The following is a 23,167-nucleotide window of genomic DNA, read 5'->3' as shown; positions in this document are numbered from 1 at the left end:
CCCCGCCGATTCTCGTCCCGACGATCTCCGACCGTGTCCACGCCCCGGATTCAAAGATTTCCCCGCCCAAGTTGGACCGCCCAGGCGTCCCAGCGAGTCGCATCGCTGCGCCGCACGGGATCCGATTTCGCCAGCTACCTGGTGGTCAGGATGGGCGTGGCCGTGATTCAAACGATGCCCCTGGACATGGGTGACACGCTGTGCCGCATGCTGGCCAACCTGGTGGTCGGGCGTTTGAAGATTCGGCAACAGACGACCGAGCAGAACCTGAAGCTGGTTTTTCCGCTGGCGACGGACCGGGACCGGCGGCGGATTGAATTGGCCATGTGGCACCACCTGATGCTGATGGTTTGCGAGATTGCCTGGGCACAACGCCGGCTGCACCTGACGAACTGGAGCCAGTACCTTCGATTCAAGAACAATCGTGAGATCTTGCGGCGGTGTTTGGACGACCGACCCGCCGTGCTGGTCACCGGACACTTCGGCAATTTCGAAATCAGCAACTACGCTTTCGGACTGATGGGTTGTGAAACGACCACCATCGCTCGGCGATTGGACAACCCGTTCTTGAATGACTGGGTCCAGCGGTTCCGAGGGGCCAAGGGGCAGCGGATGCTTGACAAAGAGGGCTGCGCGATGGAGGTCGATCGGCACCTTGCGAGCGGCGGTTCGCTGGCGATCCTCGCGGACCAACACGCCGGACCGAAAGGATGCTGGACCCATTTTCTGGGCGCTCCGGCCTCCTGCCACAAGGCGTTGGCATTGTTTTCCCTGAGCAGCAACGCCCCCATGATCGTTGGATGCAATCGGCGGATCGACGGTCAACCGATGCGATTCCAGGCGGAATGCGTGGCCGTGGCCGACCCGCTGGACGATCCGGCCGGGGATTGCGATTCGGTCACCAGCCTGACGCAGTGGTACAACCGAAACCTGGCGGTCGCCGTGGGACGATCGGTCGAGCAGTACTGGTGGCTGCACCGCCGCTGGCGCGAACCTCCCGCCCGAGTCGCGAAGCGATTGGCCAAAGCAGCCTGAATTCTGGAAAAACCTTCGGCAGCCGTGCGATGGTTTGGCACCGCTGGGAGCGAGTGCGGTGTGAGATGCCAACGGCGTCTGGCGTCCCCGCTTCGCAAATCCGGGATAGCCAGGTTTGCCGCCCTGGATAAGATTGAATGACCTCCGACCGCATTCTCTCCAGGTGACCACGCACCGGTGCCCCGTTCCCGCCCAGGCAATGTTATCCGCATCCGCGGCTCGCGGGTCCACAATCTGAAATCGGTCGACGTGGACATTCCGCGCGATGCGTTGACGGTGATCACGGGGGTTTCCGGCAGCGGCAAAAGCTCGCTGGCCTTCGACACGTTGTTTGCCGAAGGCCAACGGCAATACATCGACAGCCTGTCAGCCTACGCGCGTCAATTTCTGGATTCGTTGCCGCGTCCCGATGTGGATCTGATCGACGGCCTGGCGCCGACCATGGCCATCGACCAAAAGCCAGGCTCGGCCAGCGCACGAAGCACCGTCGCGACGGTGACCGAGATTTACGATTACTTGCGGCTGCTGTACGCCCGTGTCGGAACGCCGCACTGCGGCGAATGCGGGGCGGCGATTTCGCGCCAATCGGTGGACGCCATTCGCGACTCGCTGTGTCGACTGGATGAAGGCGCCAAACTGATCCTGATGGCTCCGATGGTTCGTGGGCGCAAGGGCGCCCACCGGGAAGTATTCCAGACGATCCGACAGGCGGGATTGGTACGGGTCCGCGTCGACGGACAACTGCACCTGCTGGATGAAGTTCCCGAGTTGGCCGTGCGCAAGAACCACACCATCGAAGCGGTCGTTGACCGGCTGGTGGTTCGCGAGGGCTTTGAAAGTCGACTGTCCGACTCGTTGACGCTGGCGCTTCGGCTGGGCGACGGTTTGGTCAGCGCGTCCATTCAATCGGACGACGACCAGTGGCGGGACACGATCTACAGCACCGCGATGGCGTGCATCGAGTGCGGCGCCAGCATCGAAGAAATCGAACCGAGAACGTTCTCTTTCAACAGCCCCTACGGTGCCTGCCCGGAATGTGACGGCCTGGGCGTCATCGACGCCGGGGAAACAACGCGGGTCTGTCCCACGTGCGAGGGCGGGCGACTGCGACGGCAGGCGATGAGCGTCACCATCGACGGCCGATCGATTGTTGACCTGGTCGCGATGCCTTTGAACGACGTGGATCGCTGGATCGGCAGCCTGCCTCCCAAACTTTCGACCCTGCATCGCCGCGTTGCCGAACCAATTTCCGCGGAGGTTTCCAAGCGATTGCAGTTTCTCGATCGCGTCGGCGTCTCCTACCTGACCCTGGATCGGGGCGCGCAGTCGCTGTCCGGCGGAGAGTTGCAACGCGTGCGGTTGGCCACCAGCATCGGCAGCGGGCTGGTCGGCGTTTGCTATGTACTGGATGAACCGTCGATCGGGTTGCACCCGGCCGACCACGATCGTTTGATCCAGTGTCTGCGAACGCTTCAACGTCAAGGCAATACCGTGGTGGTCGTGGAACACGACGAAGCGACGATGCGCGCCGCCGACCGCGTGATCGACGTCGGCCCGGGCGCCGGCAACCAGGGCGGCCAGATCATTGCCAGCGGCACGCCCAAACAAATCCAATCCAACGCGCGCAGTCTGACCGGCAGGTACCTGGCCGGCAAAGACGAAGTCCCGGTCCCCGATCAACGCCGACCGACCGAGGGCCCGGCATTGACCCTGCACGGTGTCGCGACACACAACCTGAAAACGATCACCGTCCAATTCCCGCTCGGGTGTTTCATCGGAATCAGCGGCGTCTCTGGCAGCGGGAAGAGTTCACTGGCGGTCGACACGCTGCTGCCCGCCCTGGCCCACTACCTGGAACACGGGCGGAAACTGCCAACCGGGGTGACCACCGAAGCCCAGTTTGAAAAACTGACCGGCGCTGATTCGATCGACAAACTGATCCCGATCGACCAGACCCCGATCGGCCGCAGCCCACGGTCTTGCCCGGCAACCTACAGCGGCGTTCTGGACGAAATCCGCAAGGTCTTTGCGTCGACACGAGAATCCAAGACACGCGGATTCTCTGCCAGCCGATTCAGCTTCAACTCTCCCGCGGGACGCTGTGAACTTTGCAAGGGGCACGGAGTCGAACGAATTCCGATGAACTTTTTGAGCGACCTGTTCGTCACCTGTTCGCGTTGCGGTGGCAAACGTTTCAACCGCCAAACGCTGCAGGTCCGGTTCAAGGGCGCCAACGTTGCCGACGTGTTGGCGATGACGGTGGATGAAGCCGCGGAGTTCTTTCAGAACGTCCCCTCGGCACTTCGCCAATTGGAATCCCTGCAAGCCGTCGGCCTCGGTTATCTGCATCTGGGACAAAGCAGCACCACCCTCAGCGGCGGGGAAGCCCAACGAATCAAGTTGGGAACCGAACTGGCCCGCAAGTCCACCGGAAACACGCTGTACTTGTTGGACGAACCGACCACCGGACTGCACTTCAGTGACGTCAAACGGTTGGTGGGTGTGCTGCAGCAGTTGACCGAACTGGGCAACACCGTGGTCGTGATCGAGCACGATTTTGATCTGCTGGCGGCCTGTGACTGGATCATCGACTTGGGACCGACCGGTGGCGCCGAAGGCGGATACCTGCTGGGACAGGGACCTCCCGAAGCGATCGCGGCCTTGGACGACAACGCCACGGCGCGCTACCTGGCCGACAAACTGAAAGCAGCGAGGATGGTAAAAGGCGGCGTCTAATTCAAACCGTCATGCGCAAGATGTATCGGCACGCACAGCGTGTCCTGCCTGCCAGGCCCTGTCGGAAAACTCGAGAAACCCCTTCGATGCCGTCGCGCTCGCGGCGGAAAGCCACGCTCTGGCGAGCGTAGCTACTTGTTTCGTTCGAATCCGATTCGGAGAAAGGCGACAGAAGATGGGCGCTCTCATTCGGATTCGTCCCAGGGCAGCGGCGGCGTCGCGCAAACCACCAACTCACGCTTGGCCTCCGGCGGGATCTCCAGGGCACGGTGGTCGTTCAAGTCGACGAACACCCAACGCGTTTCCACCCGCGCCAAGACGGTGCGGTCCGACGGCCGGCACACCAGGTACTTTCTCCGCGACGCGAATCGTTGCAAATCGTGCACCCAAGTCCGAACGATCACTTCGTCTCCGGCAACGGCGGCCGCCCGGTATTGAATGCGATGCTCGCGAACCACCCAGCCAACCCCACGTTGCAAGCCGGCCTTGGCATCCCACCCCAGGGCTTCCGTGTGGCGGGCCGCGGCCCAAAGTGACCATTGCAGATAGCGGAGGTTGTGGACGTGTTGCTGTGCGTCGATCTCGTCTTGGGAAACCGTGTGATTCAGATCAAAGTAGCCGGCAGTCATCAACGTCATCCGTCAAACAGTCCTTACGGTCGGGGGTCATCGCATCGTGGCCACTCCGGTTACAGAGCCTCGCCGTTTGCAGATCGTGCAGCGAGTCACCACGCTGCGTCGAAACAACGCCTCGGTGATCCGGAGAGGAAAACCGCCCCGCCGTTCGCTGTCACCGGACGGCATCCGTGGAACAGCGAGGTCATTGGCGTGTTTTCTGCATTCGGAAATGCACGGCCACAAGGGGGGGCATTGCCCGCAAGTCTCGCTGCCGCGAGTTCCGTTGCCCGGCGGGTCGGCTGTGCGGTAGGGTATAATTGAGTCCACGGTAGTGAAACAGATCTTCGACTTTCGCCTGGTTTCTTTCCGATGATTGCAAATAAATCGCTTTCCCGCGGCCTGGCCCCGATGACCCGGCTGTCTGCACTCGCCGCAGCCGTTTGTTGTCTGGCGGTGCTGTTCGGCTGCGACGTCAACGCCCAGACCCAAGCTTCAGGAGACTCCACCGTGGCTGCATCCGAACCGGAATCGTCCACCAGCAGTGATTCCGCAGACAGTGAATCCGCGAACAAGGAACAGGTGGCCACGCTGGCCGGCGGGTGCTTTTGGTGCACCGAAGCCGTGTTCGAACGGATGGAAGGTGTCAACGATGTCGTCAGCGGGTACATCGGCGGAACCGTCCCCAATCCGACCTACGAACAGGTTTGCAGCAAGCAGACCGGCCACGCCGAGGCGGTCGAGATCTACTACGACCCCGCCAAAGTCAAATACGAGGAGCTTCTCGAGGTCTTTTTCAAGACCCACGACCCGACCACGTTGAATAAGCAAGGTGCGGACGAAGGACCGCAGTATCGCAGCAGCATCTTTGTTCATGATGACAAGCAACGTGAAATCGCCGAGCAGTACATCAAGCAACTGGATGCGTCGGACGCATTCAACCGAAAGATCGTGACGAAGATCGAAAAGGCGACGACCTTCTATCCGGCCGAGGAATACCATCAGGATTTCTACCGGCGGAATCCGAATTACGGATACTGTCAGGCCGTCGTGGCCAGCAAGGTTCGTAAGTTCAATCGTAATTTCGGCGACAAGATCAAGCAGGACGCGAAGTAACAGGACCCAAGTTGGTTCGGCCTCGGGACGGTGGGATGCGGCAAGTAATCGCTCGGCTGCTATTGACGACGTTGTTCTTGGCGGTGCTCGCCCCGGCGACACCGGCCCAGGTAGTGCAGCTGCCGTCCTTTTCTCGATTCAGTTACTCAGGCAGCGTCCTGGTCCCCGATCGCGGCTCGGCCTCGCTCGGAAGCGTTTCGCGATCATCTTCTTTTCGCAGTCGGCGCGGACTGGGTCGTGCCGCGGGATCGTCGCTCGGCGTCGCGGGAGCCTCCGTCCACGCAACCATCATCGACCACGACGCGATCGATCGGCAGCTTCGTGGGCTGCCACCCGCCGGCGCAGCACCACCCTCTCAAGCTGGCCATCGGCGTGCCGCTCCGGTTGCTGGACCCGGTGGTGTCGATCGCGGGGATCGGACTGCCACCGATGCGGATCCGGACGCCGAAGGCAAGGCGTTGGTACGATACGCCCGCAGGCAGTATCGCGCCGGCCGTCAGGCCTCGGCCTACCAGGCGTACCAAATGGCGATCGAAAACCTTTCTCCACCGCTGGCTGAATTGGCTCTTCAAGAGCGGCAGCGGGTTTTTGGGTCTCGTGTTCCGATCCGCGATTTCTGACGACCGATGGGTGTCCCGGCTCCGTCTTCTTGCTCGTCCGACCGGCCCCCGCGTCAAAAATTCATGCGTTTGGGTGCCTGACCGCGGCGATTCTGGGCTACGATCTGCACCAAGGTCCGGCGACAGCCGCGACGACGTTGCTCCTTCGTCCCCCACCGATTTTCGCCCCGTTTCCAGCATGACGACCCGACGCGATTTCTTGACCACAGCGGCCGCCGCTTCTGCAATGACGACTTTCTCGGCAACCCGACCCTGCGCGGCGGAAGACGCATCGGTTGAATCCGATTCTGGCACTTCGATTCGATATTCCTTGAACACGAGCACGATCCGCGGCCAAAAGCTTTCGATCGATCAACAGGTCGACGTCGCCGCGGCGGCCGGCTACGACGGGATCGAGCCTTGGATTCGCGACATCCAGCAGTACGTCCAGGAGGGAGGTCAGCTTTCGGACCTGCGATCGAAAATCGAAGACGCCGGATTGTTCGTTGCCAGCGCGATCGGATTCGCCAATTGGATCTCCGATGATCAAGCGACCCGCCAGGAAGGACTGAAGCAGGCTCGGGCGGACATGCAACTCGTTTTCGACCTGGGCGGTCAGTTGATTGCGGCGCCGCCAATTGGTGCCCACCGCGGCGAAGATCGCTCTCCACCGTTGGAGCAGGTGGCCCAGCGGTACCGCGCGCTCTGCGACGTGGGGCAGCAAGTGGGTGTCAAACCGCAACTGGAACTGTGGGGGTTTTCGCCCACGCTGAGCCGCTTGGGCGAATTGGCCTACGTCGCCACCGAAGCCGCGCACCCGTTCGCCTGTGTCTTGCCGGACTTTTACCACATCTACAAGGGCGGCAGTGACTTTGCCGGGTTGGGGATGATCGAAGCATCCAAGATGCACTGCTTCCACATCAACGACTATCCCGATTCGCCTCCCCGCGATCAGATCGGAGACAAGGACCGGGTGTTTCCCGGTGACGGGGTCTGCCCGCTGCCACAAGTGATTCGACAGTTGATGGACAACGGTTTTTGCGGCACGTTCTCGCTGGAACTGTTCAACCCGGAATACTGGAATCGTGATGCGACCGAAGTCGCAAAAGAAGGCTTGCAAAAGTCCAAAGCGGTGGTCGACGCGGCGCGGCGGTTGGGATGAACACGGAGGGTCCCCCCGGCGACCGCCCGATCATGCCCGGCGAAGACCGCCTGACGCCCGGCGAAGGCCTGATGATGCCCGGCGCAGGCCCGATGATGCCCGGCGAAGCCCGGCGTGCCGAAGTCGACACGGACACGCATCCGGAAGACGATGCCGGACGAATCGCGGATGCCGCGCTGAAACCCGCGACGGCGAATCGCGGTTCGCATCCTGCCAAGCGTCCTCCTTACCGATTCTCGCTGGCCGGGCTGTTGATGCTGTTGTCTCTGATTGCACTGGGATCCGGCTACATCGTAACCCTGGTGCGACTCCGCAACGTGCAAGCGGAACTGGCCGTGCTGCGGCAGGAGACCGGCTACCTGGAACCGACTCCGGACGGCACGATCGCGGCGGTCCGACTGACCAGCGACCAGCCGATGACCTACCGGCTTCGAGTTCGCGTGCCCCAATCGCCTCCTTACCGAATCGCGTACAGTTCGGTCTGGCCGACCGATGCATCGGCCCCCCGGTGGTTCGCAGCGGTTCCGGTCCCCCCCGGCGAATCGGTGGTCGTGGTCCGCGTGCTGAATGATCCACGAGACGGCCGTTGGAAAATCACCACCCTGCGTCGCGCCCCTTCCGGGACCCGTCGCGTCGCAACGGTACTGCCAGCGGAGCACATCGCAAAGTTTCGCGGATCCCACGATTGGCTCAGCACGGGGGTGACTCGATCCACGGCGTCCTTCCCAGGCGGCGAATCATTGCGGATATTGGATGAACGCATCCTGGCCGGCGAAGGCGCCACCATGCTCTATGGCGACAAACCCCCAGATCAGGACATGGTGGGTGTTTACGCCGAACTGCAACCGGATGTGGGACCGCTGTGACCAACGCGACGGACGCCTCCGATGGTCTGCGACGCCGGGGATGATCCAGATCGGCGCCGCCGGCCGGTCCGCGGGGCGAATGGACCGAGCCAGGTTGCTATCCCGGCTGCTTGAACCGATCGGTGCCGAGCCAACATCGCACCAACCGGAATTCCTAATTTTTCTTCGAACCGACTGATTCCCATGCCGCGTGATTTTCTGAAAGGTGCCAAAAGCGAGTACGACGTCGTGGTGATCGGCAGCGGGCTTGCCGGAATGACCAGCGCCAACATTCTGGGCCGCGCCGGCCACCGAGTGTTGTTGTTGGAGCAGCATTACAAACTGGGCGGTCTGGCCACCTGGTTCCTGCGGCCCGGCAGTCACACCTTCGATATTTCACTGCACGGGTTTCCGCACGGCATGATCAAGTCCTGCCGACGGTATTGGAACCGCGACATCGCCGACCGGATCGTGCAGCTGAAGAACATTCGCTTTGACAATCCACAGTTCTCGCTCACGACCACCTTTGACCGTCAGGACTTTTCCCGTTTGTTGGTGGAACGGTTCGGACAAGATCCGGCCACGGTGACATCGTTCTTCGACACCGCCCGCGGAATGAACTTTTACGATGACCAAAGCACGACCACCGGCGAACTGTTCCAGCGTTTCTTCCCCGGTCGCAACGACATCGTGCGTCTGCTGATGGAGCCGATCACCTACGCCAACGGGTCCACGCTGGAAGATCCGGCGATCACCTATGGCATCGTGTTCAGCAACTTCATGAGCAAAGGCGTGTTCATTTACGAGGGTGGAACGGATGACCTGGTCAAGCGAATGCGGCGGGAATTGGAATCCAACGGGGTCGACATCCGCATCAACTGCCCGGTCGACCAGATCGAACTTTCCGGCGGCCGGGTCAGCGCCGTGCGCGTCGACGGACGCAAGATTCGTTGCCGGGCGGTGGTCAGCAACGCCAATCTTCGCACCACGATTTTGAAGATGATCGGCAAGGAAAAGTTGGACGCCGATTACGTCCGCCAAACCAACGCCGTGCGGTTGAACAACAGCAGCACGCAGGTCTACATGGCCCTGAAGGAAGGCGAACAGATTGATGAAAGCAGCGGCGACCTGTTTTTCACCAGCACGGCCGAAGAGTTCAACACCCAGTCGTTGCTCAGCCGCGACATCACCAGTCGAACGTTCAGCTTTTACTACCCGCGCACCCGGCCTTGGAAAAAGAAAGAACGCTACGCGATCGTCAGCAGCACCAATGCGAACTGGAGCGATTGGGCCGACCTGAACGAACAGGATTACGAAGCCAGCAAGGCAGATCTGGTGGAAACCACCATCGACGCTTTGGAACGCTACATCCCCGGGATCCGCGATAAGATCGACCACGCCGAAGCCGCCACGCCGCGGACCTTTCAGCACTACACCCGCCACGAGCGCGGAGCCAGTTTTGGAACCAAATTCGAAGGCCTGGCGGTCAGCCGTGAACTGCCCCACCAGGTCGGCGGCATGTACCACGCCGGCAGCGTGGGCATCATCATGAGCGGCTGGCTGGGGGCGATCAATTACGGTGTGATCGTCAGCAACGAAGTCGACCAGATGCTGACCAGCGAAGCCGCGCCCGTTTGACTTTGGCCACGCCAGGGTCCCAGGCCCGGAGGGCCGACAGCTCCCTGCCGGCGGCCTTGGCCGCCGGTACACGAACACCTTCTTCACCAGCCCCGAAGGGGCGACAGCAGTCGATCGGCTACGCCAGCAAACACGGCGTGCATCTCCAGGCCCGAAGGGCCGATAGCGCTCTGCCGGCCACCCTGCCGAACGCTCGGCCTGCTAAAACCGCTGGTCAATGGTTTCTCTTCCGGCCCGCGTCAGCAAGGCTTTGAACAATCCCGGGTCGATGGATTTGGTCAGAAAAATCACCGCCCCATCGCCCAGCCCGACGTGGAACCCGGGTTTACCTTCCTGGATAAAGTGCTCCAGCGGCTTCTCCAAATCGATCGCGACGTCGTCCGGCTTACTCCAGGGAACCGCCGAATCGGTGTTGGTCTGGACGATCAACAAGGAATTGCTGAGCCCGTCCAGGAAGTCTCGAAAAGCAGTTCTCTCCAGCGGCTTCATCCCCATTTCCTTACCGACCACGGCCTGAATGCAAGTGTGCCCCGGCGGCAGCCTGACCCCGCCGACACGATACACCGCGGGAAGTTTCTTGGAGAGCGGAAGATTGTGCTCGCTGTCCCAGGGTTCATCCAAATGGAACTGCTCGTACAGCGCCTGCTCTTCCACAAACGGCAGGATCGCCACTCGCCAGCTGAGCAGCGGCTTTCCTTCGTCATCGGTGATCGCTGAAGGCGGCAAGCGTTTGTAGGCGGAATGATAGTTGTGCATTCCCAACATCACCTGCTTCATATTGTTGGAGACGTTCATGCGTCCAACGGAAAAATCAAGCCCTCGCATCATCGGCAGCAGATCGATCGCGGCCAGTCCGCTGGCCAACGCGACCGCGGGCGATTCGACGCGCAGCGCGACCTGGTTTTGATCGCGGTCCGGCGAAAGCCGTTCGATGACTCGATCGGCGATTCGATTCGCATCTTGCTGCACCGCCTCGCGCATTGCCGGTGATTGGTTGGACGTTGCCATGCTGCGTTGCAGTTCCGCGACCAACAGGTCGCGGGCGGCGACCAACGTCTCGCCGAGGATCCTCTCGATCCGTTGGGCATCGCGTTCATTGCCGCCCACCAGCGTGAGTTCAAACTTGCCGCGGTCGCCTTCCCAATTGGCCCGCGCCAAAATCGTTTCGGTCAGTTCGGGCAACCGCGTGACCGGCTGCAACGGTGGTGCAAGTTCGGGAGACAGTTGCCCGGCCGCGGCCGTCAGCATCGGGCGGATCGGTTCCAACGTCAGGGCGGCGGTGACCCCTGGGCTTCGTTGCAATTGATTCACGAACGTGGGCAACGGCCCTGTGCCCTTCGGGCCGGCCTCAACGATCGCAGGCAGACAAGTCGACAGTCCGACAAACACGGTTTGATCATCGATCAAGGACAGAACCGTTTCCTCCGGGCCGTCGATCAAATGCGCCTCGTAGTCACCCACCTGAGTCGGTTCCTCATAGGCGTTCAGCGCGGACAACAGCTTCGGAAAATCCACGTCCGAGTCCGAACGAATGACGACGCCGACCTGGGGCGTTCCCATGACCGGATCCAGCAGGATCACGGCTCGGATCTCCCGGAGGGCCCACAGGTCAATTCCGAATTGTTCGATCATCTGCACGCGAAACGTCGCGGTGGGAAACAATTCAAGCAAAGGGCTCTCCAGCCACTGGCCAGGCGAGACGACAACAACCGCCAGGGCATCGTCAGGGATGTAATGCGCCTGCATCAGGCCGCGGTCAGGCTGAACGTCCTTCGCGCGCCCGGCATCTTCAGCCGAAGGATCTTGAGCTTGGGCGATTTGCGTCGGAGCGGGGAACACGCCGGCGGGAAACCCTGTGAGCAGGGCCATCAACAGCAAGAGGGTGCAGGAAGTTCGCATCAGGCAGATTCTTGTTGGCCGAGGAGGAAAAGGAAGCAGCAGGGTCTTTCAGCGGGGGAACAACCCTCAAAAGTGTCAAACCGACAGCGGTTGATTCTAAAGGGTTGAAAAACGCTCCGTGCGGGGCGAAAAAAGGCGGTTTGACTTTTTTTGCGCCCCGGTTTCTTCACAACGCCGCCCCGCATTCGGTTATTATCGACCCGTCCATTCATCAACGCTCGCGTCTATCGCCGGCGGCAAACAAGGGGAATCAACACATGTCGCAGACGGAGCTTCCGGACACGCAGGCACCGCCCGAAACTCGACTGACCGACGATGACGTGCAGGCGGTTGATCGCCTGGGTGACATCCATTTGAAGTTGCGCGAAGAACTTCGACGGGTCATTGTCGGACAGCGTGACACGATTGATCTGCTGCTGGTGTGCCTCTTTGCGCGTCGTCACGCGCTGCTGATGGGCGTTCCCGGATTGGCCAAGACGTTGCTGGTCAGCAAGCTGGCCGAGACCATGTCGTTGAAATTCAACCGGATCCAGTTCACCCCGGACTTGATGCCGATGGACATCACCGGAACCGACATCCTGCAGGATCGCGGTGATGGACGTCGAGAGTTCCAGTTCGCTCACGGCCCCGTGTTCGCGAATGTGATTTTGGCGGACGAAATCAACCGCGCTCCGCCAAAGACCCAAGCCGCAATGCTCGAAGCGATGCAGGAGCAGCGGATCACGGTGGTCGGAAAGGGATTCGACTTGCCGTCCCCCTTCATGGTCCTGGCCACGCAGAACCCGGTGGAGCAAGAGGGAACGTATCCGCTTCCCGAGGCTCAGTTGGATCGTTTCATGGCATTGATCGAACTGGATTATCCCTCCGAGGACGAAGAGATTTCGATCGCCCGAACCACGACCGGCGCGGCGCTTCCGGAATTGAATCACTTGATGACCGCCGAAGACATCCTGGCGCATCAGGATCTTGTCCGACGCATTCCGGTTCCGGATCACATCTACGTTGAAGCTGCCCGCCTGGTGCGACGGACGCGTCCCGGTGGCGGCACCGCGCCGGACTGGTTGCCGCCGCTGGTGTCTTGGGGCGCCGGTCCGCGGGCCGTCCAGGATTTGATCCTGGGTGCCAAATCACGTGCCGCATTGGAGGGGTCCTACATGGTTCGCAGCGAGGACGTGCGTTACGTCGCGGTGCCGGTGCTGACGCACCGTTTGATCACGACGTTCGCGGCCCAGGCCGAAGGGCTGTCCGCGCGTGACATCGTCAAACGGCTTTTGGACGAATCATGAAAGGGGTCGGGCGATGTGGAACCAACAGCAACCACGTGATTTTCTAGATCCCAAGGTCCTGGCGTCGCTGGGCGGTTTGCCTTTGATGTCGCGTCGGCCGATGCGGGGCAACGTGTCGGGAAAACACACCAGCCCCACGCGCGGCTCCAGCGTCGAATTCGCCCAGTACCGAAAGTACGTCCCGGGCGACGACCTGCGTCGGCTCGATTGGCGTGCCCACGGTCGCAGCGACCGTTATTACGTGAAGGAATTCGAAGCGGATACCAACCTCCGCTGCTGCCTGGTGCTGGACACCAGCGGTTCGATGGAGTTCGGGACGGTCCAGGAGAAGACCGGCGAATTGATCTCCAAGAAACCGCTCACGAAGATCCAATACGCGCGGCGAATCGCTGCCACGATCGCCTACCTGGCCGTTCAGCAAGGCGATGCGGTCGGATTGTCCTGCGTCGCCGAAGGGATCACCAAGCACTTGCCGGCGCGGCGCAATCCCTCTCACCTGCGGGCCATCTTTGACGCCCTGGAAGAGGTGCACGGCAAAGGGGAAACGCAATTGGTCGAGGTGCTTCACGAGCTGGCCGAAACGATCCCCCAAGCGGCGATGGTGATCGTGCTTTCGGACTGCTTTGTCGATCCGGAATTGCTGCGTGGGTGTTTCGAACACCTCCGATTTCGAAAACACGATCTGTCCCTGTTCCATCTGCTTGACCCGATGGAGTTGGATTTCACCTTCGGCCGCCCGACACGTTTTCTGGACATGGAAGGGGGCACCTCGATCTTCGCCGAGCCCAGTGAGATCGTTGACCGCTACCATCAAACGCTCCGCGAGTACCTCGATAACATGCAAGAAGTGGTGACACGCACCGGCGTGGACTACCACCGGGTCCGACTGGACGAACCCTATCGGGAGGTGTTGACCAACTTCCTGACGCGTCGAGCAACCGCGCGGGGCGTTCGATGAGCTTTCTACAGCCCTGGATGCTGGCCGCCCTGCCGCTGGCGTTGATCCCCGTCATCATCCACCTGATCAACCAGCGTCGTTATCAAACGACGCCCTGGGCGGCGATGATGTTCCTGCTGGCGGCCAACCGATTGAATCGCGGCTACGCGCGAATTCGGCAATGGGCGATCTTGGCCCTGCGGATGTTGGTGATCGCCGCCTTGGTGATCGCCATCGGCCGCCCCTTGGCCAGCGGGCTGCTGGGGAGCGGGTTGGCCGGATCGATCACCGGCCGCGGGTCCGGCGAGATCCTGGTGCTGTTGGATCGTTCGCCCTCGATGCAAGCCCGTGGTTCGGGAAGCTCCGCGTCCAAACTGGAAACGGCGGTCACCCAGATCGCTCAAACGTTGGACACCATGGGCGTGCAACGTCTGGTATTGATCGAGAGCAATTCGAACCAGCCGCGCGAACTGGAATCGCCTGCGGCGCTGCTGGATCTGCCGCAAACCGCTCCGTCGGACGCCTCGGCCGATCTGCCGGCCATGTTGCTGGCCGCCCAGGATTACATCACCACCAATCAGCTTGGCAAAACGGAGATCTGGATCGGATCGGACCTCCGCCGGCACGACTGGCGCAGCGAGGACGGTCGCTGGGCCACGCTCCGCGACGCGTTCGTGGACCTGGGACGGCGGGTGCGATTCCGCTTGCTGGCCTTTCCCGACCCCGCACCGGAAAACCTTTCGGTGCGCGTCGGCGAAGCCCGACTGGAATCCGACGACCAGGACGCCACCGTCGTCCTGTCGTTGACGGTCCGTTCGGCGGCGGACGCCTCGGAATCCGATGCTAGCGCCGATTCCAGCCGCTCCGTCCCCGTGACGATCGACCTGGCCGGCGCCCGCTCGACCGTCGATGTGGAACTGAATCAGGGCATCGGCGAATTGACCGGATACCGTGTCCCGGCTCCCGAAGGGCAATCGCGCGGCTACGGCAGCGTTTCGATTCCCGCCGACGTCGACCCGGCCGACAACACGTTTTTCTTTACCTTTGACGACGCCCCGCTGCGACGCTCGGTGATCGTCTCCGATGACGCCGAAGTCAGCAACGTGCTCAAGCTGGCCTCCGAGATCGTTCCACAAGAGAACGTGCAAAGCGAGGTCGAAGTGATTTCGCCCCGCGCGGTCGATGCGATCCCCTGGGACGATCTGGCCCTGGTGCTGTGGCACGCACCGCTGCCGGCCGAAGACGAATCGCCAACCAGCACCTACCGCTTGATGCAGTCCTTTGTGGACCGCGGCGGTCAAGTGATCTTCTTTCCGCCGCTGGACATGCCGGGCCCTTCCCAATCCACGTCGATGTTTTCCATGCGATGGGGATCTTGGCAAACGTTGCCCGAGGAAGACAACGCGGTCAACTCCTGGCGTGGCGATGCGGACCTGCTGGCCGCCACGCTCGCCGGCGCCGCCTTGCCGGTGGGGCAACTGCGGGTCAGCCGGTACGCCGCGCTGGAAGGTGATGCCACCGAATTGGCAAAATTGGGTAACGGCGCACCCTTGCTTGCTCGCGTGCCAACTCCGACCGGCGGAGCCTATTTCTGTTGCACGACTCCCCGCGCGGCGGATTCTTCGCTGGCCGCCGATGGCGTGGTTCTGTACGTCATGATCCAGCGGGCCTTGGCCGCCGGCGCCGCGTCGCTGCAGAACACGCGTCAACTGGACGCCGGTCAAGCCTCCGCGGATGCTGCGGCCCAGTGGAAGCGAATCCTTGGTGAATCGTCGGGCCTGTCGACCGAACAGGCATTCCTGGCTGGCGTCTACGAACAGCCGACCGAACGCCGCTGGGTTGCGGTCAATCGCAGCGATGAAGAAGACGACGGCGCCGTGCTTTCTGACGCCAACACGGAGGAACTGTTTCGCGGGCTGATCCTGGACCGGGTCGACCAGCAAGCCGGCGGCCTGCAATCACTGGTCGAGGAAATCTGGCGAGCGTTTTTGATCGTGATGCTGTTGGCAATGATCGGTGAAGCGTTGCTGTGCCTGCCGCGAGCCCGCACGGCTCAACCCGCCATGCCGTTCGGCAATACACTTCCGCGAGATTCCGTCGGTGGAGGAGCAGCCGCGTGATACGAACCTCCAGTTTGACGTTTTCCTGGACGCCCTGGACCATCGCGATCGCGGTGCTGGCCATCGCGGTCACCGCCGTGCTCGGCTGGATCGCGTGCCGACGAAGCGGATGGCGGACCGGCACGATGGTCCTGGAGTCAGTGCGACTGACGCTTGTCGTGATCGCCGCGCTGCTGTTGGGCGGCCCGGAATGGGTCGAACAGTATCGCCCTGAAGAAAAACCGGTCGTCGCGGTGCTGTGGGATGATTCCGGCAGCATGCAAACCCGTGACGTGCTGTCGCGGACGGCCGAGGCGTCAACGTCGACGGCCGAAGACGCCCCGCCGCCGGCGACGCCCGCCGCATCGGGGTCGGCGTCCTCGCGGCGTCAGGCGATCGAAGCGTTGACGCGCAACGACGCTTGGAAGTCACTGCAAGAGCGGGCCGACGTCGTGATCGAATCGTTCAGTGAAAGTGATCGATCGGCCGCCGGTTCATCGGAACGCGTCAACAACATCTCCAACCCCGCCGGATCGTCCGAGAACGCGGCACCGGAAAACGGCACCGATCTGGCCGGGCCGCTGCTGGACGCCGCACGGAAATATCCAAATTTATTGGGCGTGGTTCTGGCATCCGACGGCGACTGGAATCAAGGCACCACGCCGGTCCGCGCCGCCGGACGTTTGCGTTCCTTGGGCGTGCCGGTGTTCGCCTTCCCGGTCGGCAGTGACAGTCGGTTGCCGGACATCGAATTGGTCAGTTTTGACGTGCCCACCTTCGCGGTTGCCGACAAACGCGTCCGAATTCCGCTGACGCTGGAAAGTTCATTGCCGCGAGACCACGTGGCCACGGTGACCATGAAAACGTCTGGCGGCGAAGAAATCACCAAGCAAATTCGCGTGGCCGCGATGGGACGCACCAACGAGTCGATCGACTGGCAGCCCAATGATCTGGGCGACGTCACGCTGACGCTCAGTCTTCCGCCGCATCCCAGCGAGATTCGCAAGGACAACAACGAATTGGCCGCACCGATTTCCATTCGCGAAGAAAAGCTGCGGGTGCTGGTCATCGAATCGGTACCGCGTTGGGAATACCGTTATTTGCGGAACGCCCTGTCGCGAGACCCAGGTGTCGAGATCTCCTGCCTGCTGTTTCATCCCGGATTGGACAAGCGCGGAGGCGGTAACGCGGATTACATCAAAGAGTTCCCGCAAACCAAGGAAGAACTGGCGCGCTACGATGTGGTTTTCCTGGGGGACGTCGGGGTCGGTGAAGACCAATTGACCCTTGAGCAATGTGAATGGCTTAAAGGATTGGTCGGCCAGCAGGCCAGCGGCCTGGTGTTCCTGCCGGGATGGGAAGGGCGGCAATTCAGTCTGCTTGAGACGGACTTGGGTGACCTGATGCCGGTCAATTTGGACGACTCCCAACCGCAAGGCTGGGGGTCGCGAACACCGCAGCACTTCGAACTGACCGAATTGGGACGCCGCAGCCTGCTGACCAAACTGGCTGACACCGCTGACGAAAACTTGGAAGTGTGGAGCAACCTGCCCGGATTCCAGTGGCACGCCCCGGTCTTGTCGGCCAAACCGGGGACGGAAACTTTGTCCGTGCACCAGGAGGTCAGCAACCGATTCGGACGGCTGCCGCTGCTGGTCACACGGACGTTTGGTGCCGGAAAAGTGCTGTTCATGGGCACCGACGGAGCTTGGCGCTGGCGAAAAGGGGTCGAAGACCTTTATCATTATCGGTTCTGGGGCCAGGTCGTTCGGTGGATGGCGTACCGGCGGAACATGGCCCAAGGCGAGTCGATGCGATTGTATTACTCGCCCGAGCGCCCCCAAGTTCGCCAGACGATTACGGTCAACGCCAACGTCATGGAAGCCAGCGGCGAGCCGTTGAGTGACGGCAACGTCAACTTGCGAATCGTTTCTCCGTCGGGACGGGTGGAGACGATTCAGTTTGAATCCACCGGCCAGGCCTGGGGCGCGTTTTCCGGGCGGTTCACCCCGCAGGAACCGGGCGACCACCACCTGACCCTGTTTTGCAAAGAAACCGGCGACTCCCTGGAGACCGGGATCTACGTGCAGGGAGTCGCGCTGGAACAGATCGGCAAGCCGGCACGTCCGGACGTCATGGAGGAAATCGCGCGCGTCACGCGCGGCCAAGTGTTGTCACTGGACCGAGTCGACGATGTGATCGGCTGGCTCGCGGCGATGCCGGACCCACCTCCGGCAGTACGACGGATCTCTTTGTGGAGTCATCCGTTGATGGCAAGTTTGTTCATCGGGCTGCTCGCCCTGTTTTGGATCGGACGAAAAGGATCGGGATTGATATGAGCCAGACAATCGAGTCACGAACCAAAATCGACACACCCCACGAAGCGTTGCGAATCCCCGACTCGCTGGAGCAACAGCTGCTCGCGTATCGGCGGCGCGTGTGGACAATCAAATTGCTCGAACCGATCGCCATGGCTTTGGCCGGGGCGGCGGCCGCCTTCCTGATCGTTTACTTTTGGGATCGACTGGTCGGCACCCCGACGGCGATGCGGTGGGCGTTGCTGTTGGGCGCCGCGGGATTGATCGCCATGATTCCCTGGTTCGCCTACCGTTGGGTCTGGCGGCACCGGGCCCTGGAACCGTTGGCACGTTTGCTGAGCAAAGGCTTGCCCTCGGTCGGCGATCGTTTGCTGGGCGTCATCGAACTGACGCGAAGCGATTCGGAGCAGGCGCGTTCTCCGGCTCTCTGCCAGGCGGCGATGAAGCAAGTCGCCGAGGACTCCCGCCATGAAGATTTCACTCGCGCAGCACCGGCATCGGCCTACCGCGGGTGGTCGATCGCGGCGGCCATCCTGGTGCTGACCGCCCTCGCTCTAGCGGCGATGTACCCGGCCGCCTCGGCCAACGCCACGGCCCGCTTGCTGGCGCCCTGGCGAGACACACCGCGGTACACCTTCACCCGAATCGAAACGCTACCGCCGGAAGTAGTGGTTCCGCACGGCGAACCGGCGCAATTGGCGGTCAAGTTAAGCGATGCCTCACGCTGGCAGCCCGCCGACGCGAAATTGACGTTGGGTGGGGGCAAGGTGGTTTCCGCCAAGCTCCGTGACGGAGGCTACGTGTTCAACTTGCCTCCGCAATTGAATCAACAGCCGATCGAATTGCGGGTCGGCGATGTGATTCAAGCCGGACAACTCAATCCGACGCTGCGTCCGGAGTTGTCTTCGGTACTCGCGGACGTGCGGTTGCCGGAGTACCTCCAACATCCGGAAGCACAACAGTTGGATTCCCGCGGTGGAAGCATCACGGCGGTCAAGGGCAGCGAAGCCGTCTTCACGGCCATCGCCAATCGCGAGTTGGCTCGCGGTGAAATCAACACCGAAACACGCAAGCCGGATGGCGACCGATTCATCAGCCGACCGGTCAAAGTGGACCAGGTCGGCGCCTTACAATTCCAATGGCAGGATCGGTTCGGATTGACCGGCCAGAAACCATTCGACCTGACCGTTAATGCCGTCGACGATGAAGCGCCGACGTTGATTTGCGACGGACTGCCTCGCCAGGCGGTGGTCCTGGATTCGGAAACGCTGAAGTTCAATGTCCGCGCCAGCGACGATTTTGGTGTGCGACGCGTCGGATTGATGTGGCGCGGGCTCGATCGTCGGATGCAAAAAAACCGAGCCGAAGGGGAGCGTCCCCTGGCAGCCGGCGATCCCAAGGCCAGAGACCTGGAAGCGCTCGCCACTTTCTCCGCCAAATCGCTGGGCATCGAGCCGCAGCCGGTGGAGGTGTTCGTGTGGGCGGAGGACTACCTGCCAGATCGCGAACGCGTGTACTCCCCGCCGCACATCCTGTACGTCTTGAACCCCACCCAGCACGCCATCTGGATGACCGAAGAACTGAGCAAGTGGCACCGCCGGGCGCTCGACGTGCGGGATCGCGAACGACAACTGTACGAAAAGAACAAAGAGCTGCGTGATCTGCCACCGGAAGAGTTGAACCTGACCGACAATCGCCGGGCGATCGAACGCCAGGCGGCTGCGGAAAAATCCAACGGGCGCCGACTGGCACGGCTTGGTCAGCTCGGTGACGAACTGGTCGCCACGGCGTCCAAGAACCCGGAGATCGGTGTCGGACACCTGGAACGCTGGGCCGAAATGTTGCAGGTCCTGCAAGACCTGTCCGAGAACCGGATGCCCTCGGTCGCGGACTTGCTGGATCAGGCGGCCGACCAACCGGCCCAACTGGCCAGCAACGACGCCAAGCCGCAGAGTGTCAAATCGCCCGGAGGCCCGAAAGCGGGCAATGCCCGCGCCGGCGGTCCGGGAACACCCAATGAGCCCTTCGAGGGCGAAACCCCCAAGCTCCGCTCGGCCCCCACGCTGGTCGACATGGAATCCTCGGCGAATTCGCCGGACGACGAACCGGGCACGCCCGGTCCGCCGAAAAAGCCCAGCAGCCCCTCCCTGCGGCTGCCGGTCACCACAGTCATGGGGAAAAACCAGCCCAAGCCGGACGCACCCCCGGAGACGCAACAGGAAAGCGTGCAAGAAGCCGTCGAAGAACAAGAGGGCTTGCTGGCCGAATTCGACAAACTGGCCGACGAACTCAATGCCGTCCTGGCCAATCTGGAAGGCAGCACGCTGGTCAAACGGCTGAAAGCGGAATCGCGCCAGCAGAACAAGATCGCCGGGCAGCTGACCGATCAGTTGCAACCCGCCTTCGGCGTCCGGACCAACAGCGTTCCCATCAAGGTCCGAGAAGATTTGCGCGACCTGCAGGGGCAGGAACAGTCCAGTGTCCTGACGGTGTCGTACATCATGGACGACATGTCGGCTTACTTTGAGCGGCGGCGATTCATGCGGTTCAAGTCGACACTGGATGAAATGAAGGAAACCGATGTCGTGGGCAGCCTGCGGCAGTTGTCCGACGAAATCATGAAACAACAGGGGATGTCGGTCGCGCAGTGCGAGTTCTGGGCCGACACGCTGGACCGCTGGGCGGAAAACCTGGTTGATCCCGCGTGCAGCGGAAGTTGCCCCGGAGGCAAATCGCCCGAAAGCTTGCCTCCGTCCATCGTGCTCGAGGTGCTGCAGATTCTGGAAGCCGAAGTCAACCTTCGCGACGAAACCCGTGTCGCCGACCAGGCCAAAGAGGCGGTGGAGGAAACTGAGCACGCCGATCAGGCCACCAAATTGTCGCAAACCCAAGGCGAGATTCGGGACCGGGTGGCCAACGTGATTGACCGCATCGGCGAGCTTCCTGATGCCAACAAGCATTTCGCCAAAGAGCTGGCGATGCTGGCGGAGGTCAACGGCGTGATGAACGACGCGACGGATATTCTGAAACGTCCGGAGACCGGCAGTCCCGCCATCGCGGCGGAAACCGAAGCCATCGAACTGCTGCTGCGGTCCAAGCGGATCAACCCCAAGGGCGGCGGAGGAGGCGGGGCTTCGCCTGGCGGTGGCGGTGGCGGAAACACCGTCGATTCGGCCCTCGCGTTGATCGGCAAGGGACGCAATGAGAAGGAGGTTCGGGAGGACCGAGGTGTGACTCAGACGACCGGCGAGACCGGCGCCGTGTTGCCGGAGGAATTCCGCCGCGGACTCGATCAGTACTTCAGTCGCTTGGGAGGTTCGTGATGAACCCCGCCACATCGGCGCTTTCCCGGATTTCCTTCGTCGCAATCTTGCTGTTGCTTTGCGGGCCCGCGACCGCTCTGGCGCAGCAGGTCCAGGTGCAGGAAGTTGTCCAATTCCAGGCGCTCGTCGCCCCGCAAGCCGCTCAGAAAAAGGTCGTCCCGGAGTTCCTGAAGTCTTTCATCAACATCGAACTTTCCTTCATCCACCGTGTCTGTGACCCCACCGACAAGCAGATGGAGAAAATCATCGATGCCGCGGGGAAGGCGTTCGATCAAATGGGGGATCTGGTGCAAGATCCCAATCAGCAGTTCTTTGTCGCCGGACAGATCCATGTGTTCGGTCCCGGCAACGAGCGGCTGAGTCAAAACCCGATCTTGCGGGTCCGTCGCGACGCGGCGGAATACTTGAAGCCGGTCGTCAGCAAGGAACAGTACGAACGTTACCAGGCAGAGTATCAAGCACGCGAAGAGTTTGAACGCGGTGTCGCAATCCAGATCGTCATCGACCTGATCGACCGGCGCGTCATGCTGACCGAGAAACAGCGGACCGAGCTGTTCAAGCAACTGATGGATTCCTGGACCAACGTCGATCTGCTGTGGGTGCAGAACTACGCTCACAATCCGCAATACGCTCCCACGGTCCCCGGAGGTCCCATCGCCAAGGTTCTGACTCCCAAACAACAGAAGGTCTGGAAGTCTTTCAACCAGGTCCAAATGTCCGCCAGCGTCGGCACCAGCGAGCAACAACTGCAAGAGGAGTGGTTGAAATGAGTCGCCGCAGCCTGCTGACAATCGCCTGGTGCGTCGTCTGGATGGCGATTCCCGCGCAAGCCCAAAACCTGCAAATCGGGATGGACCAGTTCGACCGCTGGATCTTCCAGGGGCTCAACGGCAATCAGAAACCGGAAGACATGCTTGAATCTCGCATGTACATGGAGATCGAGCGGCTGGAACTCTCCACCTCGCTGACCGAACAGCAACGGGCAAAGATGCGGTTGGCGGGACAGGGCGACATCAAGCGGTTCATGGACGACGTCCAACAGGCCCGACGTGATTTTCTGGATCTGGCCGACAACTTGAACCAGAACAATTTGAACGAAGCGTACCAGTTAGCGCTGCCGCTGCAGAAACGATTGAATCAAGGACTCTTTAGCGACGAATCACTGTTGAAGAAGGTCGCTCGGGGCACGATCAACAAGGCTCAGGCAGACGAGCTTCGCAAACGCGAAGCCCAACTGAATGCCCGCCGGACCCAAATCGCAATCGCCAACTTTGTCGCCATGATGGGCAGACAACTGGCTTTGACCGCCGCGCAGCGTCAACAGTTGCAAGATCTGCTCGACGGGACCATCGAGTTGAAGGATCCCAGCAGCCCCTACGCCATGTACGCGGTCATGTATCGGTTGACCGAGATGCCAGCGGAACGTTACGAGAAGCTTCTTGATGCGCCGCAGCTAAAAGCGTTCGAAACAGTGCTGCAACAGGGCAAGAACATGCGAGCCACCCTGGTTCGACAGGGGGTGTTGGAAGATGAGTGACCAAAGTCGAAGCAGGACCCGGG

At 61.5% G+C, this 23,167-nt stretch carries 16 protein-coding genes; 14 read left to right on the top strand and 2 right to left on the bottom strand.

Annotation, left to right across the window (positions count from 1 at the left end; translation table 11 throughout):
* Positions 1 to 33: 33 nt before the first annotated feature.
* Both FYK55_RS20695 and uvrA read left to right on the top strand, forming a co-directional pair.
* Positions 34 to 1,035: a lysophospholipid acyltransferase family protein gene (locus tag FYK55_RS20695; protein WP_235908858.1), complete on the top strand. Its 1,002-nt coding sequence runs from the start codon at positions 34 to 36 to the stop codon at positions 1,033 to 1,035.
* Positions 1,036 to 1,284: 249 nt separating this feature from the next.
* Positions 1,285 to 3,771: an excinuclease ABC subunit UvrA gene (gene uvrA / locus FYK55_RS20690; protein ID WP_235908857.1), complete on the top strand. Its 2,487-nt coding sequence runs from the start codon at positions 1,285 to 1,287 to the stop codon at positions 3,769 to 3,771.
* Positions 3,772 to 3,956: 185 nt separating this feature from the next.
* Here the strand turns inward: uvrA and FYK55_RS20685 are convergent, their stop codons facing one another.
* Entirely contained in the window at positions 3,957 to 4,400 is a 444-nt protein-coding gene (locus tag FYK55_RS20685) for an acyl-CoA thioesterase (RefSeq protein WP_150078608.1), read from the bottom strand.
* A 357-nt stretch (positions 4,401 to 4,757) separates the two neighbouring features.
* Here FYK55_RS20685 and msrA point away from each other — a divergent pair, with 357 nt between their 5' ends.
* The 5 genes from msrA (at position 4,758) to FYK55_RS20660 (ending at position 9,745) form a co-directional block, all read left to right on the top strand.
* Complete coding sequence (gene msrA, locus FYK55_RS20680; RefSeq protein WP_235908856.1) at positions 4,758 to 5,501, top strand: peptide-methionine (S)-S-oxide reductase MsrA; 744 nt, start codon at positions 4,758 to 4,760, stop codon at positions 5,499 to 5,501.
* 35 nt (positions 5,502 to 5,536) lie between these two features.
* Complete coding sequence (locus FYK55_RS20675) at positions 5,537 to 6,121, top strand: hypothetical protein (protein ID WP_150078378.1); 585 nt, start codon at positions 5,537 to 5,539, stop codon at positions 6,119 to 6,121.
* 310 nt (positions 6,122 to 6,431) lie between these two features.
* Positions 6,432 to 7,262 (top strand): sugar phosphate isomerase/epimerase family protein, encoded by an 831-nt coding sequence (locus tag FYK55_RS20670; protein WP_150078376.1) that lies wholly within the window; start codon positions 6,432 to 6,434, stop codon positions 7,260 to 7,262.
* Between the two features lie 32 nt (positions 7,263 to 7,294).
* Entirely contained in the window at positions 7,295 to 8,128 is an 834-nt protein-coding gene (locus tag FYK55_RS20665; protein WP_235908855.1) for a hypothetical protein, read from the top strand.
* A gap of 183 nt (positions 8,129 to 8,311) precedes the next feature.
* Complete coding sequence (locus FYK55_RS20660; protein ID WP_150078374.1) at positions 8,312 to 9,745, top strand: phytoene desaturase family protein; 1,434 nt, start codon at positions 8,312 to 8,314, stop codon at positions 9,743 to 9,745.
* Between the two features lie 201 nt (positions 9,746 to 9,946).
* Here FYK55_RS20660 and FYK55_RS29800 read toward each other — a convergent pair whose 3' ends face one another.
* The gene (locus FYK55_RS29800; RefSeq protein WP_150078373.1) at positions 9,947 to 11,644 is read right to left on the bottom strand and encodes a DUF1559 domain-containing protein; all 1,698 of its coding nucleotides are present in this window, start codon (positions 11,642 to 11,644) and stop codon (positions 9,947 to 9,949) included.
* Positions 11,645 to 11,901: 257 nt separating this feature from the next.
* Here FYK55_RS29800 and FYK55_RS20650 point away from each other — a divergent pair, with 257 nt between their 5' ends.
* From FYK55_RS20650 to FYK55_RS20620, 7 genes are read left to right on the top strand one after another with little or no spacing between them, the layout of a single operon-like run.
* Positions 11,902 to 12,930 (top strand): AAA family ATPase, encoded by a 1,029-nt coding sequence (locus FYK55_RS20650; RefSeq protein WP_150078371.1) that lies wholly within the window; start codon positions 11,902 to 11,904, stop codon positions 12,928 to 12,930.
* A 13-nt stretch (positions 12,931 to 12,943) separates the two neighbouring features.
* Complete coding sequence (locus FYK55_RS20645; RefSeq protein WP_150078369.1) at positions 12,944 to 13,888, top strand: DUF58 domain-containing protein; 945 nt, start codon at positions 12,944 to 12,946, stop codon at positions 13,886 to 13,888.
* The gene (locus tag FYK55_RS20640) at positions 13,885 to 15,987 is read left to right on the top strand and encodes a BatA domain-containing protein (protein ID WP_150078368.1); all 2,103 of its coding nucleotides are present in this window, start codon (positions 13,885 to 13,887) and stop codon (positions 15,985 to 15,987) included. The genes FYK55_RS20645 and FYK55_RS20640 overlap by 4 nt, the downstream gene beginning before the upstream one ends.
* Complete coding sequence (locus FYK55_RS20635) at positions 15,984 to 18,305, top strand: hypothetical protein (protein ID WP_150078366.1); 2,322 nt, start codon at positions 15,984 to 15,986, stop codon at positions 18,303 to 18,305. The genes FYK55_RS20640 and FYK55_RS20635 overlap by 4 nt, the downstream gene beginning before the upstream one ends.
* A complete protein-coding gene (locus tag FYK55_RS20630; protein ID WP_150078364.1) occupies positions 18,302 to 21,607 on the top strand; it encodes a hypothetical protein in 3,306 nt (1,101 codons plus the stop codon). Before FYK55_RS20635 ends, FYK55_RS20630 begins: the two co-directional genes overlap by 4 nt.
* Positions 21,607 to 22,377 (top strand): hypothetical protein, encoded by a 771-nt coding sequence (locus FYK55_RS20625; protein WP_150078363.1) that lies wholly within the window; start codon positions 21,607 to 21,609, stop codon positions 22,375 to 22,377. The genes FYK55_RS20630 and FYK55_RS20625 overlap by 1 nt, the downstream gene beginning before the upstream one ends.
* A complete protein-coding gene (locus FYK55_RS20620) occupies positions 22,374 to 23,144 on the top strand; it encodes a hypothetical protein (RefSeq protein ID WP_150078361.1) in 771 nt (256 codons plus the stop codon). The genes FYK55_RS20625 and FYK55_RS20620 overlap by 4 nt, the downstream gene beginning before the upstream one ends.
* Positions 23,145 to 23,167: the final 23 nt, after the last annotated feature.

The sequence above is a fragment of the Roseiconus nitratireducens genome (assembly GCF_008629675.1).
Classification (GTDB): domain Bacteria; phylum Planctomycetota; class Planctomycetia; order Pirellulales; family Pirellulaceae; genus Stieleria; species Stieleria nitratireducens.
The sequence above is the reverse complement of the archived record's forward strand: the minus strand, read 5'-3'. Positions and strand labels throughout refer to the sequence as shown.

Excerpts from the sequence above, each read along its gene's own strand:
- FYK55_RS20675 (WP_150078378.1), top strand. The coding sequence starts at position 5,537 with ATGCGGCAAGTAATCGCTCGGCTGCTATTGACGACGTTGTTCTTGGCG.
- FYK55_RS20640 (WP_150078368.1), top strand. The coding sequence starts at position 13,885 with ATGAGCTTTCTACAGCCCTGGATGCTGGCCGCCCTGCCGCTGGCGTTG.
- FYK55_RS20620 (WP_150078361.1), top strand. The coding sequence starts at position 22,374 with ATGAGTCGCCGCAGCCTGCTGACAATCGCCTGGTGCGTCGTCTGGATG.
- FYK55_RS20650 (WP_150078371.1), top strand. The coding sequence starts at position 11,902 with ATGTCGCAGACGGAGCTTCCGGACACGCAGGCACCGCCCGAAACTCGA.
- FYK55_RS20685 (WP_150078608.1), bottom strand. The coding sequence starts at position 4,400 with ATGACTGCCGGCTACTTTGATCTGAATCACACGGTTTCCCAAGACGAG.
- FYK55_RS20645 (WP_150078369.1), top strand. The coding sequence starts at position 12,944 with ATGTGGAACCAACAGCAACCACGTGATTTTCTAGATCCCAAGGTCCTG.
- FYK55_RS29800 (WP_150078373.1), bottom strand. The coding sequence starts at position 11,644 with ATGCGAACTTCCTGCACCCTCTTGCTGTTGATGGCCCTGCTCACAGGG.
- FYK55_RS20625 (WP_150078363.1), top strand. The coding sequence starts at position 21,607 with ATGAACCCCGCCACATCGGCGCTTTCCCGGATTTCCTTCGTCGCAATC.
- FYK55_RS20630 (WP_150078364.1), top strand. The coding sequence starts at position 18,302 with ATGAGCCAGACAATCGAGTCACGAACCAAAATCGACACACCCCACGAA.
- FYK55_RS20660 (WP_150078374.1), top strand. The coding sequence starts at position 8,312 with ATGCCGCGTGATTTTCTGAAAGGTGCCAAAAGCGAGTACGACGTCGTG.
- FYK55_RS20665 (WP_235908855.1), top strand. The coding sequence starts at position 7,295 with ATGCCCGGCGAAGACCGCCTGACGCCCGGCGAAGGCCTGATGATGCCC.
- msrA (WP_235908856.1), top strand. The coding sequence starts at position 4,758 with ATGATTGCAAATAAATCGCTTTCCCGCGGCCTGGCCCCGATGACCCGG.